This is a genomic window from Bacteroides sp. AM16-13 (assembly GCF_003602705.1).
Taxonomy (GTDB): Bacteria; Bacteroidota; Bacteroidia; order Bacteroidales; family Bacteroidaceae; genus Bacteroides; species Bacteroides xylanisolvens.
On the sequence record NZ_QTLK01000014.1, the window covers coordinates 158592 to 177557 of the forward strand.

14 protein-coding genes and 1 pseudogene are annotated in these 18966 nt (G+C 42.5%); 1 reads left to right on the forward strand and 14 read right to left on the reverse strand.

Features of this window, described 5'->3' with window-relative positions:
• Window positions 1–2 precede the first annotated feature (2 nt).
• From DW173_RS13315 to DW173_RS13380, 14 genes and pseudogenes are all read right to left on the reverse strand, one after another.
• The gene (locus tag DW173_RS13315) at window positions 3–857 is read right to left on the reverse strand and encodes a glycosyltransferase family 2 protein (RefSeq protein ID WP_117683743.1); all 855 of its coding nucleotides are present in this window, start codon (window positions 855–857) and stop codon (window positions 3–5) included.
• Window positions 858–868: 11 nt separating this feature from the next.
• Entirely contained in the window at window positions 869–2026 is a 1158-nt protein-coding gene (locus DW173_RS13320) for a glycosyltransferase family 4 protein (RefSeq protein WP_117683744.1), read from the reverse strand.
• Between the two features lie 73 nt (window positions 2027–2099).
• On the reverse strand, window positions 2100–3224 hold the full coding sequence (locus DW173_RS13325; protein ID WP_117683773.1) for a glycosyltransferase family 1 protein: 1125 nt from the start codon (window positions 3222–3224) through the stop codon (window positions 2100–2102).
• 66 nt (window positions 3225–3290) lie between these two features.
• Window positions 3291–4202, reverse strand: coding sequence for an SP_1767 family glycosyltransferase (locus tag DW173_RS13330; protein ID WP_117683745.1), 912 nt, complete (start codon window positions 4200–4202; stop codon window positions 3291–3293).
• A gap of 2 nt (window positions 4203–4204) precedes the next feature.
• Complete coding sequence (locus DW173_RS13335; RefSeq protein ID WP_117683746.1) at window positions 4205–5659, reverse strand: lipopolysaccharide biosynthesis protein; 1455 nt, start codon at window positions 5657–5659, stop codon at window positions 4205–4207.
• A 17-nt stretch (window positions 5660–5676) separates the two neighbouring features.
• On the reverse strand, window positions 5677–6624 hold the full coding sequence (locus DW173_RS13340) for a glycosyltransferase family 2 protein (protein WP_117683747.1): 948 nt from the start codon (window positions 6622–6624) through the stop codon (window positions 5677–5679).
• 35 nt (window positions 6625–6659) lie between these two features.
• Window positions 6660–7778: a glycosyltransferase family 1 protein gene (locus tag DW173_RS13345; RefSeq protein ID WP_117683748.1), complete on the reverse strand. Its 1119-nt coding sequence runs from the start codon at window positions 7776–7778 to the stop codon at window positions 6660–6662.
• A gap of 982 nt (window positions 7779–8760) precedes the next feature.
• Window positions 8761–8916 (reverse strand): annotated as a pseudogene (locus tag DW173_RS13350) (glycosyltransferase family 1 protein); the annotation flags it as partial.
• 79 nt (window positions 8917–8995) lie between these two features.
• Entirely contained in the window at window positions 8996–10189 is a 1194-nt protein-coding gene (locus DW173_RS13355) for a glycosyltransferase (protein ID WP_117683749.1), read from the reverse strand.
• A gap of 13 nt (window positions 10190–10202) precedes the next feature.
• Window positions 10203–11120: a glycosyltransferase family 2 protein gene (locus tag DW173_RS13360; RefSeq protein ID WP_117683750.1), complete on the reverse strand. Its 918-nt coding sequence runs from the start codon at window positions 11118–11120 to the stop codon at window positions 10203–10205.
• On the reverse strand, window positions 11110–12438 hold the full coding sequence (locus DW173_RS13365) for an O-antigen ligase family protein (protein WP_117683751.1): 1329 nt from the start codon (window positions 12436–12438) through the stop codon (window positions 11110–11112). The genes DW173_RS13360 and DW173_RS13365 overlap by 11 nt, the downstream gene beginning before the upstream one ends.
• Complete coding sequence (locus DW173_RS13370) at window positions 12428–14653, reverse strand: GumC family protein (protein WP_117683752.1); 2226 nt, start codon at window positions 14651–14653, stop codon at window positions 12428–12430. The genes DW173_RS13365 and DW173_RS13370 overlap by 11 nt, the downstream gene beginning before the upstream one ends.
• 12 nt (window positions 14654–14665) lie before the next feature.
• Window positions 14666–15412 carry a TolC family protein gene (locus tag DW173_RS13375; RefSeq protein WP_117683753.1) on the reverse strand — a complete coding sequence of 249 codons (747 nt, stop codon included), beginning with the start codon at window positions 15410–15412 and terminating at the stop codon, window positions 14666–14668.
• Window positions 15413–15549: 137 nt separating this feature from the next.
• Window positions 15550–16821 carry a BamA/TamA family outer membrane protein gene (locus tag DW173_RS13380; RefSeq protein WP_181981068.1) on the reverse strand — a complete coding sequence of 424 codons (1272 nt, stop codon included), beginning with the start codon at window positions 16819–16821 and terminating at the stop codon, window positions 15550–15552.
• 217 nt (window positions 16822–17038) lie between these two features.
• Between DW173_RS13380 and DW173_RS13390 the strand changes: the two genes are divergently transcribed.
• Window positions 17039–18433: a C1 family peptidase gene (locus DW173_RS13390; RefSeq protein WP_087317934.1), complete on the forward strand. Its 1395-nt coding sequence runs from the start codon at window positions 17039–17041 to the stop codon at window positions 18431–18433.
• Window positions 18434–18966 lie beyond the last annotated feature (533 nt).

Here is an 18966-nt window from a genome sequence, read left to right on the forward strand (position 1 = left end):
TTTTATTTCTTTTTTACGAGATTACTCTCCTCATCCTTATATTCCTTTTTCTTTGTGAAAAGTCCTCCTATTTCTTTCATCCTGCTGATGACACGTACCTTAAAACTATTAAACAAACTTCCATCAGCTCCCACCGTGCCATATCCGGTTACGGCACGCGCACGTCTTTTCCGTACAAATGCGATTTTCCCGAATTGTTTGAGTTGCAGAGCCAGATACCCGTCTTCACCACGGATAATATCCGTGCGGATTCCTGTTTTCCGTGCATACTCCGTCCGGTAAGCAAATACCAGTCCGCGCACGCTCAATTCGGGACGTTTGAAAGACTGTAACCATAAATGCAAATCGCGTGTAGACTCATAAATTTTCAGTCCCAGCCACGAATGATCTTTGTCAGGAATATAACTCCAAAGCGAACTGGCCGCCACTATACCCGGCTTTTCGAGTGCGTCTACCATTGTTTCCACATACTTTGGTGGGTACATCGTGTCAGAATCAATGTTGATATGATATTTTCCACGAGCCTGATTCAGTCCGCAGAGGCGTGCGAAGCCGCAACTATGTTGTGTTTCTGTAAAATAAGTCACTCCGCAGGCTTCGTAAATCTCTGCTGTGCGGTCTTTTGATTGGTTGTCTACCCCAATGATTTCTACGGGATATTTGCATTTCATCTCGCTCAATGACCAAAGGCAGGCAAGCAGATGTTTCTCCTCATTGTAGCCGATGAGTGATACAGTGACAAGCGGTTCGTTACTCTGCAATCCGGCCAGATTGCGGCGTACTTCCTCAATAACGGTTTGCGGAGCTTCCGCAAAAGGTTTCTCATATACCTGTAAATACTTAGAATACCATTTCATGAGCTTTTGATTTATGATTTTTGCGACTGTTGACTATTAGCGGACAGTTCCTCAAACAATCGTTTCCACTGTTTTACAATATTTTCCATTTGAAAGCGTTGGGCGTTTATACGAGCCTGCCGCCCCATATCCATTCGGATGTTCTCATTCTCTATCAGATAGGCGATTTTCTCCGCCAATTTTTCTATGTTTTCATTTTCAACCAGCAGACCGTCTTTTCCGTCATCGATAATGTCTTTCGGTCCGCAAGGACAGTCGAAAGAAACAGGTGGTACACCACACGCCATTGCTTCGGTAATAACCATTCCGAATCCCTCAAAGCGGGATGAAAGAACAAAAATCGAACTTTCGCAATATTTATCTACGATATTAGACACAGTGTGTTCCAGTATGCATGAATCCGTCATCGCCAGTTCGTCAATTCTTTGTTGGAAAGAGTCTCTTAACACTCCATCTCCATAAATGCGCAATGTCCATGTCGGATATTTTTTAGAGATGATGCTCCAAGCTTCTATCAATAAATCGAATCCTTTTTGTGGAACGTATCTTCCTGCAGCAATGACTTGATGTGCGCTGCATGTTGAGAAACGCTCTGTTTGTGTAATGATAGGGTTGGGGATTACACAGATATTATTTAGTTCGGGCCAAAAAGCAGTCTCTTCATGCGTGAGGACGACAAACTTATCCAATTGCTTTAAATTTTTCAGCAACTCTTTTTCCCATTTCTTTTGTAGGATACCCCCGAAGTACCCTCCTTTACTTGTACCGTAGGAGTGGCGCGTTACATGGAATTCGCCGACCTTTTTACTCCCGTCGGCGATGGAGTGGATAAACTTCATTTCCCGTCGTATGGTTGAGAGTGTGATGTCCGGCCGTATATCCATCAGCAGACGTGTGAAACGTTTGCGGAATTTATAAAAACGGAAGGGGTACTTCAGTAATTTGCTGATCGGCGATTGGTTGAACGGCCAATCAAATGATATGCCGAGGTCTATATGCTTCACTTTGGGCGAAAGAGCAAAATGAATTTGTCTGTCCCGTTGTTCCGACGTGATGATATACACTTCATAACCTTCACAATGTTCGGCCAGATAGTTTGCTTTGAATGTGACGATCCGTTCTAAGCCACCGGGTGCATAAAGTGAAGGCAAGTAATATGCAATTTTCATGATTGAGCGTTTTTTTAGTTTGTTTTTTTGCTATAATGGTATATATTTCGTAATCGGGACGCCTATACAAAATTTAGATGGAGACTCCTGCCTCGTCAATGACTTTCTGCATTTGAGTTTTCCATGACAGAGGGCGGACTGATTCGCGTATCTCTGCAGGTGTCATTTTTAAGGTATTCCGGAACTTAATCAATTCTTGAATATCAATCGGAGATTCATCGGGCTGTACTTTCCATACATAGGGAGTAGAATCGAAGTCCTCATCTGTTTCCGAGTAAGTGAAGGCAAACCCTCGTGCGGCATATTCTCGATTCTTAAGTGTTTTAATGGAGGTAATTCCGCTACGATGTCGTCCCAGACTACCGATGGCGAAGTCGGCTTTTTCGAACATGGCATCCAGTTCGTCGCCGTGTAAAGGGCCGTGCAGAAGAACATAAGGTTCCAGATGATTATCACGGATGACAGGTAGAATCTCTGCCCGTTCCCGTTCGCCGGATAGTGGACCTACAATATGAAAGTAGACTTTATATTCCGGATTGTTACGGTAATAGTCCGCCAATCCTCGTACGAGACGGTCGAACCCGTGCCAGTAGTGCACTTCCGCCACTCCGATCAGGTGTAGCTCTTTTGTGGTGTCATTTTGATGTTTCCTCATTGGAATCTCTTCAAAATCAATACCATTTGAGATGCGTATGGTGTGTCCGCCAAAGATATTTTTCGCATTGGAGAAGGTGATGATATTATCCAGACTTTTTGCGAGTTTCTTGCGGAAACAACGGTCGATGGCAAGGTGAAATTTTGAAGAACGGGTGATATACTCCTGATCGTAAGGATATGTGGGTATTTCCATCACTACTTTTGCGCCTGTACGTTTCAATAACTTCACCAGTCGAAGGGTGAAAGGACTGGCGTTGTGAAAAGAGCGCATGTATACAAAGTCGATTCCTTCACGGCGGGCATAGTCAATAATAGGCGAGTAATAGACACGTCTCCATACCTTTGCGGCAAAGCCTGTGCCAAAATCAGCAATCACTTCGTCATTCACCATCCAACGCCGTTCACCATAAGGGGTAACGTCGTAGTGACACAAGCGAACATCCACTCCACATTCTTTGAGAGCTTTTACCTGATAACGTATTTTCTTACTGATTCCGTTGGCCTCATTGAAGCCGTGAAATATAAGGAAAAGGGCTTTCATTCGTTTTTTTTCTGTATTCAATGATTGTTTATTCTGTTTTCTTTTTCTCAAACTGTTTTTTCTTTTTCAAACGATTTGGGCGATGATTTGTTTCCGGTATTCTTCTCCGGCATCAGCCACTTCGCTGCCTATAGCGGTTTCGTTTACATATTTTCGTTCCAGTTTCACTTTTTTATGGGCTCCCATTCGCCACCATTCATACTCAACGTCTACATGACCGACATCAATGGCCTGATAACCAGCTTTAAACAAATCGTATGCTAATACTGTGGCCGTGGGACCGAGGGCGATGAGAAACAATGCTCCTTTTTCCACTTTGCAGGCCTCACGCTTGATGTCTTCCATGCGTTCGAATGCGTCTTTGGGCGGGCAAAGAATACGTCGGATGCTCCGGGCATTGTCGAAAAGATCATTGCCCACTCCGAGCCGGCTTTTCTCTCCTTCGATGAAGACGATGTCCCGGTTCTCCCAAATACCTTTCATGTCGCGAAACCATCGGGCGGAATCTTCTTTGCGGGCAAAATCCATATAAGGACGCGTGACGAATGTATTATAATATTTTCGTCCCGCTACCAGCAGACGGTCCCACCACGAACCGTACAGATAAAAATGAGTTCTCCAAAAGCGGCGGCTTTTGCGATTGTAGCGATACAAATCGCGAAATGCGTCGGAGATACAGACAATATGTCCTTCCTCGTGGCTTTGTAGCACTTCGGTCAGTCTCTTGGCTAGTAGCGGATCACCTTTCTGGAAGCGGATTTCCTTTTCCGGACTGGTGAGCAACACTTCGCCATCGCCAAATCGGCTGACAGAACAACGGTCGTCGATAATTTTGCGTATCGTTTCGTCAATGGAAGCTACTTGCGGCATGATTTTTCCCTTTTTTCGCAAGACGATGTACCAGAAATTGTACCATTCCACAGTGCTGCCATATCTTATTTTATAACGTAGCGTTATGATAATGTTTCGTATATTCATAGCTATAGATTTTTTATTCTTAACGACCGCACTTTGCCGATAATGTCATACTCATGCGTCATTTGTATATAAATGCCAAAGATAATAAAACTAACGATACTTTTGGCTATAATTGTCACAAAAATATTCATCCCTTCCAGTGCATACTGCATGGGAATGAGGGCTAATGCTATCAAAATGCTAATGATGAACGGAGAAATAAGCTGACGAATGAATGGCCACGCACTTCGACGGAAGGTTATCCGGTACATTTGCCAGTAACACTGTATAAAGTTGATGGTGAACGTCACCACAATGCAACTAGCCACTGCTGTCAGCGTTCCGAAATAGAAGATTCCGAGCAGTATGCCTGTCACGTTGAGCACAGACGAGAACACTCCGCATACAAATAAGCTCCGTGTATCGCCTGCCGCCTGAAAGATGGAACCGGACGAGGAAAGTATGATCTGAATTCCTACGGAGAGCGACAGGATCCGGAACACGGGTACGGACGGCATCCATTGATGACCGAAAATAATGATTGTCACTTCTTCTGCCGTGAAGAAAAGCAATACGCTAAGCGGCAGGCCGATGAAGGCCAGAAAACGGACAATGCGTTCGTAAGAGCTTAACAGTTTTCCTTTATCATTCTGGAAATCACTGAAGATGGGGTGCATAACCGGAGTGATGACCTGTGTGATATTTTGCAAAGGTAGCATCATCAGACGGTATGATTTTTCGTAATATCCCAAATCGGACATACTCATGTATTTGCCAATCAGTAGTTTATCCAGATTCCGGCTGAAATAGTTGATGACGTTGAACAGGAATTGATAGGCGGAATAGGAAAATATTTTCCGAAGCACCGTTAGTCCGAGGGTGAAACGCAGCCGTTGGGGGTATCGCTGAAAAGAGATAACGAATATTAATACGCTGGATGCAATAGGATTGATAATCAATGCGTACAATCCTGCTCCGCAAAGGGCGGCAGTCACGGCGGCGGCTCCTGCGGAAATCTGGATAACGAAGCTGCGGATGGCTATGAATTTAAATTCTTTGTTCCGGTAAAATAGTGCTCCCGGTACGATGGTGGCAGAGGCAAAAAAGAGGTTGACGGACAGCAGTTGGCATAAAGTTCGCAGGGTATCGCTCTGGTAATAACCGGCAATGATCCACGAAGAAGCGAAAAATAAGACGCTGATTCCGATGCCCGTCCATATAGTGAATGAGAAAATGTCCGACAAATCATCTTTGGTGAGCGATTTGTGCTGTATGATGGCGGGAGACACTCCCATGTCGGTAAGAAGGTTGAAGAAGGCGATGATGACAGTGGCGACGGCTACGATTCCGAAGTCATCCGGCGATAGCAGGCGGGCCAGTATTCCTGCCACAACAAGAGAGATGAGGACGCCGCTGTATTTGGCTAGCGCAGTGTAGAATACTCCTGAAAAGAGTTGTTTTTTGATATTGTTTGTCATTGCTGTTTGTTCTTGTTTTAATGATTAACGAGTAGGGATTTGAAAAGTAGTGCCCCTATTGTTCTTGCTGATACGTATTTCTTATACTTGTGTATACACAACCACGCAAGTTTGATTCGCTCCGGTAATCGGAGTGAATGTGCTTGCCACATGACAGCATTGAGCATCTGCGATAAATATAGGTCAATAATTTCCTTTTCTTCATTTTTTGCAGTCTGTTTTTTGAATTTGAGCATCTCCTGTGTTACGACAAGATATCCTTCAATGTTTCGGTAGGCGAATTGGCAAGTCATAATTGAATTTTGTCTCATACGCCGTTGAAAGAATGTCCGCTTAATGCAGGCTGTTCTTGTGGCTTGTAGGTATAATAAGGTGGTGAATAATTGATCTTCATGCACAATGCCGGGATAAAATTGCAAATAGATTTTTTCTAAAAATCCTTTACGGATTAGGTTCAAGCAGGGTGAAGGTGTGTATTCTTTGTTTTGTAATTGCAATTTGAGAGCTTCACTGCCATTATAAACTTTTTCCTCCAATTTGCCGGTGCGTCTATAATTTAAAGAGGGGGCATTTTTAATATTATTTTCATAAAAGCTTTGTGCGTCGAAAAATACAAAATCAAGTTGCATTTCCTCGCATTTTAGGTAACAGGCTTCCAGGGCATCTTCTTCCAGAAGATCGTCGCTGTCCATGAAATAAATGTATTTGCCGCGAGCATGGCTAATGCCAAAGTTGCGTGCTGTTGATTGTCCCTGATTGGTTTGTGTATAAACTTGTATGCGATGGTCTGTGTTACTTATTTCTTTTAAAATTTCAGGACTTCCATCTGTCGACCCATCATTGATAATGATTATTTCCAGTTCTTTCAGACTTTGGTGTATGATACTTTCTATTGCTTCCCGAACGTATTTTTCGGTGTTGTAAACGGGAATGACAACGCTGACTTTTATCTTGTTATTTTCCATATTTTCTGTAATCTGATAAGCTGCTAATGGTAGTGTTACAACTTGTTTGTCAACTCTTTGTAGAGTTTGGCATATTGCTTGCCCACTTTGTCTATACGCATATTTTCCAAAGCGTATGTGTAATTCGTTTCTCCCTTTCCAAAAGCAGATAATTGTCGGGCTTCTTTCAGTGCCCGTACAATATCAGTTTTATTGTCTGGAGAGAAAGTGGGGTTGCCTGTGCTTTTTAATAATTCACCGATATTACCAACATTAGGCCCTATGGCTATTTTGTGAAAGAGAAAAGCGAGAGGAATATTTGCAGAGTTTAGTACATCTTTCCGCTGAATGAATATGACGTCTGAGGCTGCCATATAGTAAGGCAAATCACACTCGTCTATCAGCTCGTCGCTGGCTCCTCCTTGTAGTTTATATATCCGGTTGAGCAGCGGCATGAGCAGATAGTAGCCGGCTCTTGAAATCCATCGTTTGAGAAAATTCTTGCCGTAGTTGTTACGTCTCGAAAAAGGGTAGAGGCGTGGAGCCAATAGTAACTTGCGTTCCTCGTCCCATGTGCGGAAAGCCCCGAGCACCATGCGTATCTCTTCACGGTTGCGGAATTTACCGAAGGCGGTGACAATGAATGCTTCTTGAGACAGATTGAGATACTGGCGCGCACGTTCTACACTGATATCTTCTTTGTACGTATACTGGTAAATATGGTGTGGGATAATGGCATTGTGGCTATCGGGATGCTTGGCGAGAAATTCGTCCCGGCTGAAACGTCCCATGTGTACGATAATGTCACTTTGCGATTCGATAATATCGTAAGCCTGTCTGATGATTTCATTTGCATTATGAGGGAGGAGGTTATGCCTTGTGTAGACGAAACGCGCTCCTCCGGAACGAAAAAAACGAATTCGTTCTTCCAGGAGCCGGATGATGTCGGGATCGTTGCACGTCCGGCCTACTGCTTCTTCCGGCCATTGGAAATGTATAATGTCATACGTCGTGTCCGATTCCCAGAAATCTTTTGTGGAACATCGAACGTCAATACCAGCCATCCTGATCGCATCGCACAAGATGGGTACGAATAGATTGTCCGTATCCCCGTTTTCTCTAAAAACGATGAGTGCTTTTACCGATGGATTGTCTGTGTCTTCACTTTCATTCATGTTTTTTTCTTTGATTTTGAATCAGCTAAGCTATGCTACAAAGGTACTAAAAGATATGAAAATACCTATCTTTTTTTGATCTTCTTTTTCTTGATTGGCCTTTTGGGTGAACCATTCTTCTTCTTAGTCGCACCAAGCTTCCTGTATTTCAGGAGTGTGCTCTCTCTTTGCCGGCGTTTTCTGTTCAGTTCTTCCACGTTATCAGACTGTTGCAGGAAGAGTAACTGGCTCGGATTATGGTTGAGTAATTCACTAGAATCTACGAGGTTGAATAACACAGAAAAACATTCAGCTAATACTACAAAGTGAAAAAAATATCTATCATAGTATCATTCATTTTAATAATCTTCTCATTATCAATAAAATAATCATGATAGATAGCTTCTAAAAAATGTATCTATCATGCTTTTACCAGTAAAAACAAGTTGTCTATCATTGACAAATAGCAGTATAAGGGCCATATAGGTGTAAGATAGCTTGTTTTTGTCGCAATGAAGCCATGTAAATCCGATTATTGTGGCTTAATAATCCAACTGTAATGACGATAAGTTTATAGCCCACATATGTGGGCTATACATCCTGCATGTGTGGGCTGTACGGTTTACATGTGTGTGCTGTACAGCCTGCACGTGTGAACTATAGAAAAACTAACACTCTCAATAGATTATTAAGCTGTCAAATACAGATTATCATCCTATAAAGTGTGCATCCTTATGCCTTTAAATGGGTATTCTCACCTAATACTATACTAAAATGGACGCAGTATAGGTGTGATAGATGCCCGTTTTTGGTAATAAAAGTATGATAGATACGTCTTTAAAAGCTATCTGTCATGATTATTTTATTGATAATGAGAAGATTATTAAAATGAATGATAGCATGATAGATATTTTTTTACCATGTAGTATTTATTGAGGCCAATTGTATACGGCTACCAGTTGCTCTTCAGGTAAATGTAAAACATCAAGAATCCGTTTACATTCCAAAGTGGGTAAGTGGGGCATTTTAGTTCGATAATATGTACATTCTCCGATTCTTCCAAGCATCTGTCTTCACTAGGAGTAACGAAAATGAAGTATTCGTTTGCATGGTCATTTTTTTGCAATTCCCGAATACTTTCAAGAGCAACGAAATCCATACCATGTTTGTTGGTGCGGAAGATTCGTTGAACTTCAATAGCGATTTTCTTAATTATTAATTCCTGTTATATTTGATATTTATTTATGATGTTCACCATGTTCTGTATGGATGAATTTTTTATTGGCTCCTTTTAATTTGAATAAGTTACCTATCATAGTGACTGCAAGCATCGGAACTTTTAGAATGGCTTTTCCTACCTGCTTGGTGAATAATTTATCGCCCGATATAGGTAGTGTCATGGCCGCTACTTGTGCCGCTGACAATATCCACCATTTTATTGCTATCATCCATTCGTGGCCGCCATTGTACAAACTTAATATAATGCCGGTAACGGTAAAAACGAACGTCAGTCCAAAGACTCCTGCCAATTGAACCAGCCGTGGAGGGAGCATCCATTGGAATATCTTATTGCAATAGTCTATATTCCCTTGTAAAAGTGCTTTGGGTAAATGTGGCAACGAAGTACGAAGAGCGCCAAACTGTGCGGCTATCCAGCGTTTGCGCTGGTTGCTGATGGCTTCTTTCTTTTGTGTTTTCTCATCAAAAACAAGCAAGTCGGGCAGATAAACTGTATAGATGCGTTGTTGTAAAAGCATGGCTTCCAATTCTTTGTCTTCACCTGCTGTCCAGAGATATTTCACCTGCTGGTGAAACCATTTTGCTTCAAAAGCCATTCCCGAACCTGATAGTCCGGCAGAAAGCCCTACGGCATTATGACCGCTACGGAAGAAACCATTGTTTATTTCTTCACTGATACTGTCGAGAACGGAAATGTCTGTGTTCAGATTCTTTCCTGTCCGGTGGGCCTGTGCAGATTTTATGCCACTATCAAATACGCGGTTGATTGTGGACAGAAAGTCGGGCGTTGTCATATTGTCGGCATCCATGATGACTACAATGTCGTATGCGTCCGTATCAATGGAATCCATTGCCAGTGTCATTGCTTTGGCTTTCGAACTTTCCGTGTAATTTGCCGTTAACAGACGGATGGGAAGGGCTTGCAGCGCTTCGTTTGTTTCCGGTCGCATCTGATCGGAAATGACTATGACATCATAGAGCTCTTTCGGATAATCTTGCTTAAGAAAGCTCTCTACAGAGGCGAGAATTACACGGTCTTCCTTGTAAGCAGGAAAGAGCACGGCGATGCGTCGAAGCATACGGGCTTCAGGATATTGGGGAGCCCGGTAAAATTTGGAGGCAATAGCGTATAGCAATAGGTAGCATACGCATAACGCGAGGGGAATGTAGAGAATCCAGTCAATGATGTTCATAGTATCTAGGGTTTTATGCGTTTTTACTGTTTTTGTTTGACGAGGACATGAATAGGCCTGAGCAGACTCCATAATAGACAGCACAAAATAGGTCGAAACGGCCTTTGAACGCAAATGACAGACTGTTTTTCCCGGCAGCGACGGTGCTCTGATAGAGTACGGACATCCATCGTTCTATGCCTTTCATATTGCGCCGGGCATAGAGCAGGCGATTCCGTGTCAGGAAATAGGTGCGCAGTTTACTTAGTTGTCCGGTGCTCTGGCTTTCTTTATGAAAAACAGTGCAGCGGGGCTCATACCATAGTTCATAGCCGGCACGAGTCATGCTTGTACTCCAGTCCAATTCTTCATAATAAAGGAAGAAAATTTCCGGCATCATTCCTACCTTTTCAATCACTTCACGCTTAATTATCATAGCTGCCCCATGCAGATAGGGGGTGGGATGGGGCGTGTCGTAACTGCCGTCGTCCGGACAGTCGAAACCCAGTATATTGTTGCGCAACGTTATCTTTGTCAGAGGAGTAAATCCTGCAAACTGTATGTGTTGTGGTGGAAAGGCGAAACGTATTTTCGGCGATACACCTCCGATTTCCGGACGGCTTTCCAGGCGTTCTACCAAACAGGCGACTTCGTCGGACTCGATATATGTATCATTATTGATGAGGAAGATGTATTTGCCCTTTGCAATGCGGATTCCGATATTGTTGCCACCGGAAAAACCTCCGTTTTCATTGCTGCGGATGCTGATAACCGTTGGGTATAATTCGCGTATTTTTGTTGCTTCATCTTCGCGCGAAGCATTGTCTACGACTATGATTTCATAGCTCACAGACTTCAATTTTTTGTGTAGCGATTCTATCAGTTCGCAGGTGTCTTTGAACCCATTATAACAAATTGTAATAAATGATATATCTGGAATATTAGTTGTCATCCTTGTCTCTGTTGGTTTCGTTATTGAATAGATGTTGCTCTTTTTCTTCACTTTTTTCACTCATACGCTTGTCAATATGTGGAGCTGCAAAACAGAGTGCAAAACCGATGTAAACAGGTAGCTGGTTTGGGTACTGCATGATATCGTTGACGTAAGTGGCGATAAAGAATCCGGTATTCATACACAGCCATGCCGCTATTAGCCCCCGCAGACTTTTATTGCGTACTTTAAACATAAGTATCCATGAGCACCAGGCGAAAAGAATACTATGTATGGAGAGGTAGAGTATTAGTCCGACAATTCCCGTTTCCACCCATACGCTGATTAGCCATGAGTCGGGAGGGTAGGGCATCCGTTCCTTCGAATCGAAGTTGCCGGCTTTGGAGAGTCCGATGCCGTAACCTAACGGTTTTTTTTCCATCAGTTCTTTCATCCTTTGTCGGTTTTCAACACGGACAAGGTATGAAGCATCTTCGGACGGGTGGAAAGAAGAGCGCATTTTATAGATATATTGATTGCCGTTTCCTATGTTCGTAAAGTAGAAAAAGCAAAATATAGAGACTGATACAAAGATTCCCGCCAGTAATGCTTTCCAGTTTTTGGCGATGATGGTTATCATCAACACTCCTCCCATGACAACTCCCATGGCTGCCCGGGTTCCTGATATTCCCATTCCGTAAAGTCCGCCGGCGGCAATGAGGATGAAATAAATACGCAACCATTTGGATTTTACGAAAAAGGCGGAGATGGAAAAAACGACAGCTGACATGGCTGCGTGTACTCCATAATTGGCTGCATCAGAGAAACAGGAGAAGTAGCGGATGCCGGACCAGATGATGTGTGTACGCCATCCGCCCAGTACATGTAAGAAATAGAGTTCTTTGGAGTTAAATCCATAATTCTTCTGCCAGTAACCTTTTATAGTAAAAATAAGGACAAACACTGACCACACAATCAGCAAGAGCTCAATGTCTTTTTTGGTACGGATAACGAGCGGGACGATAAAAGCACATATTAAAGGTATAAGTGCATAAGGTGTCAGGTTGATATTCCATGCCTCCTGCACATTGTTGGGATTTAGAATCTCCAGGAGATAGAAACATAACCAGACTGCAAACATATAGGCCATTATGTTTTGTCCCGGTTTCCAGTTTGTTTGTTCGTCATTGTTGAGTTGTACCAAAGAGATAGTGGTAAATAGCAAGATGATTACCATTGAGAATAGTCCTACCTTGATACTTACTAACATACCTGCTGCTATCAATGCGAATTGTAGAGCTAGCAGGACATGGAAAGTTCCTATCCTATTATTCGTCATCTTCTTCTTCCTCTGTCTCTTTTGCTTTTCCTCTTAGATTGAATTTATTTCTTTCTGTAAGCGACAGTTGGCTAAAACGATAGCTGATTCTACGCAACAAGGTGTAGGGGGGGAGCTGACCTGTGAAATCTTCTGTCGCATCGCGGTTGGCATTAGTCAGACATACACGGAACGGAACATCCGTTTGGCCCATCTGTGTTATAAGTTGCTCACAAAGTTGCTTGTCAATCGTTTTCCATCCGCGGTCGGCCGGGCTTACCAGAATGTTGGCATTAGCGTCGTGTAGCAGAGCGGTTGGTATATTGCTTTTCGACAATGGCGGATAGGCAACGATCAGTATGTCTTCTCCTTGCAAGGTATAAAAGTCTGTGATGCTTTTTGCAAGCAAATATTGAGTGGATTCGGTGTTAAAGTCCTCTCCATACATGATGAACCTTGTATTTAGCATACGACTTTGCATATATCCGCAGATCAGATTTCCGATGATTTCCTCACCGGAGTTTTCACTGGTGCTGAACAGGTTGATAATAAATACCCCGGGTGATTTTCGTTTGGTCAGGAAACTGAGCAGGGAGTTGCTCAACTCTTTGACTGAAAGTTGAACATACGTTTTTGTCAATCCTCCATAACGGGCGGAAGACGGGTTGGGAATGGCTCCTATCACTTTAAATCCAGTCACGCGTTTGGTCCGGTTTGCATCACGCAATGTCCTGTCGAGGAGTTCGATCAGTAATAAGATAGCAATGATTATCAAAAAGCTACCCACACAAGCAGCAATAACAATCTGCTTGCGGTTAGTTGAATTAGATCCAATTGGATAGGTAGGCTCATTGAGTACTTTTAATGTGGCAGAAGTCATTTCCAGATTTTTCTTTCTCAACAAGGCTTCGTTATAACTCTGCAACACAGTCAGGTAACTGCGTTCCGTGAAATTGATGGAGCGTTCTTTTTGCTTGATGGTGGTACCTACAGGGGCGAAAAACACATAACGGTCGTTCAATTCCCGGCGGGCGTCCTGCACGACTAACAGTTCAGCTTTGGCTTTTTCATATAGTAAGGTCTGTTCCAGCCATTGGTCGATAATATTGATACGGCTGGCACCTTCTTTGGTATATTTGTGACCTACGTAGGAATTCGTTAAATCATTCAGTTCTTGTTTTAGTTCGCCCAATCGCCTCTTGTCACCTGTCAGGGATTCTTCATTTTTTTGCTTTGGATCACTCATGGCTTCTACTTCCGAAATTTTGCTGGTGATATTGGACGCTTCTCTTAGCTTATCCATGAATTCCATATTCTTGAGCACTTGCTTGGCATTGTTGTCCATGTGCTTTTCCAGCTCCTCAAGCATCGATTTTGTGCTGTTATATGCAAAAAGTGCATCCTGTTCCCGCAGCTCGAATTCTTTACTGATAGCTGCTATTTCTTTCGTTTCGTCAAGATAGTTGATGATTCGTTTTTGTACGTTGTATTTAGTCAGGTCATCTTCTTCTGAATTTAGCTTCTTTCCGATGCGTTGCAACTCTTCCTCAAAGTATTTGATTACTTTGTCTGTTTCTCCGTAGCGGATGCGGCGGTATTCTTCTACGAATTCATCCATCAGGATACTTACTGTGTTGTAGGCAATGCCAGGATCACCGGAAGTATAGCTGATGTCCAACAAATCACTTGTAAGCCGACGTTGCACTCTGATGTTTTTTAAAGCATTGTAGCTGTAGAAGGGGTGATTGTAGTAGAACATTTCATAGATATAGTTACCCTTTTTGGGTCGCATATATGACTCAAAATTGGCTACTGTTTTCTCTTCACTTGATTTATCGATCAACTTTAATATTTCGGGTCCATGCGGACTGTTTTTTAAATGGTTATAGGTGTAACTGTAACAGGATGGGGTAATTCCGTCATTTTCATGGTCTGGATTTCCTTGGATAAGTACACGAGCGAATAATCGCAAAAATACTCTTTTAAGAGTACTCTCGGCTTGCATGATACTTATCAGATTATCCATGGAGTTTTGCACTGTTGCCCAGTCTGTACGCTTGTCGCTTTCCAAATTATATCCCGAGGCTACTCCTGTATAAAGTGTTGCTTTCACATCATATCCACCTCGCATGTGGCGTGTGTAGTAGAAAACGAGCAATGTGAAGATAGAGGTCCCAACCAGTATCAACCAGCGGTGGCGAAAGAGAGTGCGTATAATGGAAATGATGAAATTCATATCTTGTTTTTTTTATTTTCGTATGATAGGAGTGCGTGAAATAACCTCAAGTATCATTAAACTTTTTGTCAGTTCAAACTTGCTTTTCTCGTATGCTTCACGAGCGGAGGATTGTCTTTCTTTGTCGGCAGCCAACTCTGTAGACTCTATCGTTCCGTTTGCGAAATTCTTTTCAGATATTTCATATTGCACATTGGCAAGCACCAAACTCTCGCTTCTCATCTGAAGAACTTTCATTTGCGAGGTAGCCATTGCATACATTTCAATAATATTCTTTTTGATTTCGTCGTACTTCACTTCTCGTTCCAGTTCTGCGCTTCGGAGTGTAAGCCTTTGCCGGCTGACACGTCCTTTGAGGTCGAACAGATCATCTAGCGGAATACTTAAACCAGCTCCTACAGTGTAGCCATTTTGTGCTTGGGTGGAGTAGGTGAGGTAAGGGGCAACAGCTACGTCCGTATAGGTGGACTCATTGCCGAACATTCCGTATTGATAACTTCCCCGTAAACTGAAGAAACCCAGAAATGACCATTTTTCTTTTCTGAGTAATTTGCGCTCTATTGTCGCCTTTACGTCTGCCATCTCATAAACGGGGCTGTTTTTAGCGTTTTCGAATAAAACAGATAGTGGAGGGAGAACTATTCTACTATAATCTTCTTCACTCAGTTGAGAATAGTCAGACACTTCTTGTGCAACTACATGGGTGGTAGAGACGAATAGAAGTAATAGCCCCGAAAAAAAGTATATAAATTGCTTCATAAAAAAATCCTATTATTTGCTCTTGCTGTGTTATAGCTTGCGCAAATATAAGGATTAATTTTATTTATGTGCAGTCTTTTATTATCTATTTTGCAATCTTTCGTGTAAATTGTGTACAGAACGTCGCTTAAATAGTGTCAGAAAGCCTCTGTCATGTTGAAATAGAACAAATTCTGCTTGTTCACCATGTCTCTGCCGAAATCAAGGCGTACATTCATGCGAGGTTGGACTTCAATGCGTAACCCTAATCCGAGATTCGGAAGTACGCCTTCTATCTTCCCCGGAGTAGGTCCCATGAATCCGCATCCTCCCCAGGCTACATATCCTATATGGCTCAACATCTTCTTCACCCATGTGCTTTTGTCTGTATTTATCATCTGGCGGTATTCGGCCATCATTACATGTGAGGATTTATCGCGAAACTGCCCCATGTAGTAACCGCGAAGATCGAAAGGAGTTCCGCTAAGTACATATTTCGTTAATGGAACGTTTCCAAATGCGTTTTTGCTCTGCACTGTCCAGGCTATAACTTTACGACGACCTACTGTTTTGTATTGGCGATAATCTATTTCCAATCGATAAAAATTATTATCACTGCCGAACGTTTTATTATACATCATTCCCCGGAAGTCAAGGTAAGTTCCGCTATAAGCATTGGCGGGAATATCACGTGTGTCATACGTCAGCAGGAAACCAAGTCCTGAACTGAAATTCTTGTATCCGTGCTCCGTACCTCCTGACGCTATATATGAGGGCTCATTAACCATTCCGGCAGCCGGTTTGGTAATTTTGTCATAGTTCAAATCGACTTGGGGACCGGCAAAGATATTGCTTTCACCCAGACGGAATAAGAACCATGGATTTACTTGAATGCCGCTATAACGGTACTCGCTGGTATCTTCTCCACGTTCATAATCTTTATTGGTGGAATATCCGATGCCATAAAAATTCTCGATTGTATTTTTATAAGAGAAGGTTCCGAAGATACGGAAACGGTCGCCTTTAAAGAAGAGTTGTGGTTTAGTCATCAGGTTTAGTCCGCCCTTGAACATCAATGCGATGGCCATCGGCACTACCGAACGTCGTTGGGTGGTATCACTCGGATTCATCCGGAACGTCATCAGTGCGCTACCGCCTACTAACAAACCGAAGTCCGGCGTATAACTGGGACCACCTAATATGTTATAGTGCAAATTCCGGTTTGCCACGCGCTGGCGACGCAACTCGCGCTTGGAAAGGGCAGGAATGGTGTCTGACGGGGTGTCTTCAATATCTGTAGGAGTAGTATCACTGATAGAAGTTGTAGACCTTTGCAGTTCATCGCTCTTTACTGCCGTACTGTCAGCCGCGGCTGACATCATATTGATGGATGGAAGCATCATCAATATTCCTATTATATATTTCTTCATAATTTCTCTGTGAGGAATTCGACTGCAAAGAAAACTCTTTTATTCCGATTAGTTTTGATGTTCTTAGATAATAAATCTAAAAAAGAATCGTATTTTTGCGGAATAAGATGTTTCTCGATATGCTGATAAATAAAACTGCATGATTTAATCCCATACACCAAAACAAAATTTATCAGTATATCATGATCCGTCAGCTATTAATTAATTATTTATATCAATGAATAAACAGATTTTATCAATTTTTGTTTTATGTGCTTTTTCTTATTCTACACAAGCGCAAGAAGTGAAAGGCGGCATCAGCGACTCCATGATGCAACAAATCAAGCAGAGTTATGCAAACACTCCCACCGACAAGGCTATCCGCAATGCTATCGGTAGCAACGACATTCGTAAACTGGCTCTCAACCAGGATAATCTGAAAGGCATGGATACGCATTTTTCTATCAAAGTGTCTTCTAAAGGTATCACCGACCAAAAATCTTCTGGTCGTTGCTGGCTTTTTACAGGTTTGAATGTGATGCGTGCCAAAGCGATCGCCAAGCATAACCTCGGTTCCTTCGAATTCTCGCAAACTTATCCTTTCTTCTTCGACCAACTGGAGAAAGCCAACCTCTTTCTACAAGGTATTATCGACACCAGCAGTAAGCCGATGGATGATAAAATGGTGGAATGGCTCTTCCGTAATCCTTTGAGTGACGGTGGAACATTCACCGGTGTAGCCGATATTGTCAGTAAATACGGGCTTGTTCCCAAAGATGTGATGCCCGAAACCAACAGTAGTGAAAATACCTCCCGTATGGCAGGTCTGATCGCCCTGAAACTTCGTGAACAGGGGCTTCAACTCCGTGATCTCGCTGCGCAAGGTGTCAAGCCTGCTGCCCTTGAGAAAACAAAAACAGAGATGTTGAGCACCATCTACCGCATGTTAGTGTTGAATCTCGGTGTTCCTCCTACTGAATTTACCTGGACTGAATATAACGCTAAGGGTGAGCCTGTGTCTACCGAAACTTACACTCCGCTTTCTTTCCTGAAAAAGTATGGTGACGAAAAACTGATTGATAATTATGTCATGTTAATGAACGATCCGAGCCGTGAATATTATAAGTGTTATGAGATAGATTACGACCGCCACCGTTACGACGGCAAAAACTGGACTTATGTCAATCTTCCCATCGAGGATATCAAAGAAATGGCTATTTCTTCTCTCAAGGATAGCACGATGATGTATTTTTCTTGCGATGTAGGTAAGTTTCTAAACTCTGACCGTGGTCTGCTGGATGTCAAAAACTACGACTACGAATCTCTTATGGGTACTTCTTTTGGCATGAACAAGAAGCAACGTATCCAAAGTTTTGCCAGTGGCTCCAGTCACGCCATGACTCTTATGGCCGTCGATCTTGACAAAAATGGAAAACCGACGAAATGGATGGTTGAAAATAGTTGGGGACCCGCCGCCGGTTATCAGGGCTATCTCATTATGACAGATGATTGGTTTAACGAATATATGTTCCGTCTAGTAGTAGAAACGAAATATGCATCGAAAAAAGCTCTCGAGGTGTTGAAACAGAAGCCTATCCGACTTCCTGCTTGGGATCCTATGTTTGCTGAATAGTTTGCTGAATATTCTTTTTCTTTCGTCTTGATACGAAAGAAAAAGAACCAAAAAGAAAGAATCAAGGCTGCGTTTTTCCGGCTACTCCGGTGCTTCCTCCGGCTAAAGGACAGAAACTCGCTACGCTCAAACAGTCTGCCCTTCTTAACGCCGAAGGAAACACCTGCGCTTGACGCCGGAAAAACGAGGCCGGGGAACCCATGCGGCGTGGCGGCCTTTGGTATACGGAAGATTGCATTGTTTTAAAGGACGTATAGCATAGAAAACGTTGCTAAATAAAAGTTTTTGGGTTTTCAGTGTGAAAGGATTTATAGCGTAGAATACTTTTCTAAATAAGAGATTTTGTAGCATGAAGAACTTCCAGCATAAAAAGCACATTATCTAAAGAACTTTGCATATTACAAATGCTACTAATAAAAATGCTTTGCTATAAAAAGCCGCAGACGTTATACGACTGAATATAGCAAAGCTGAACAATATATAATGCGAATCAGTAGTTGAAATCACTAGCTGATTCAGTTAGTTAAATTGTT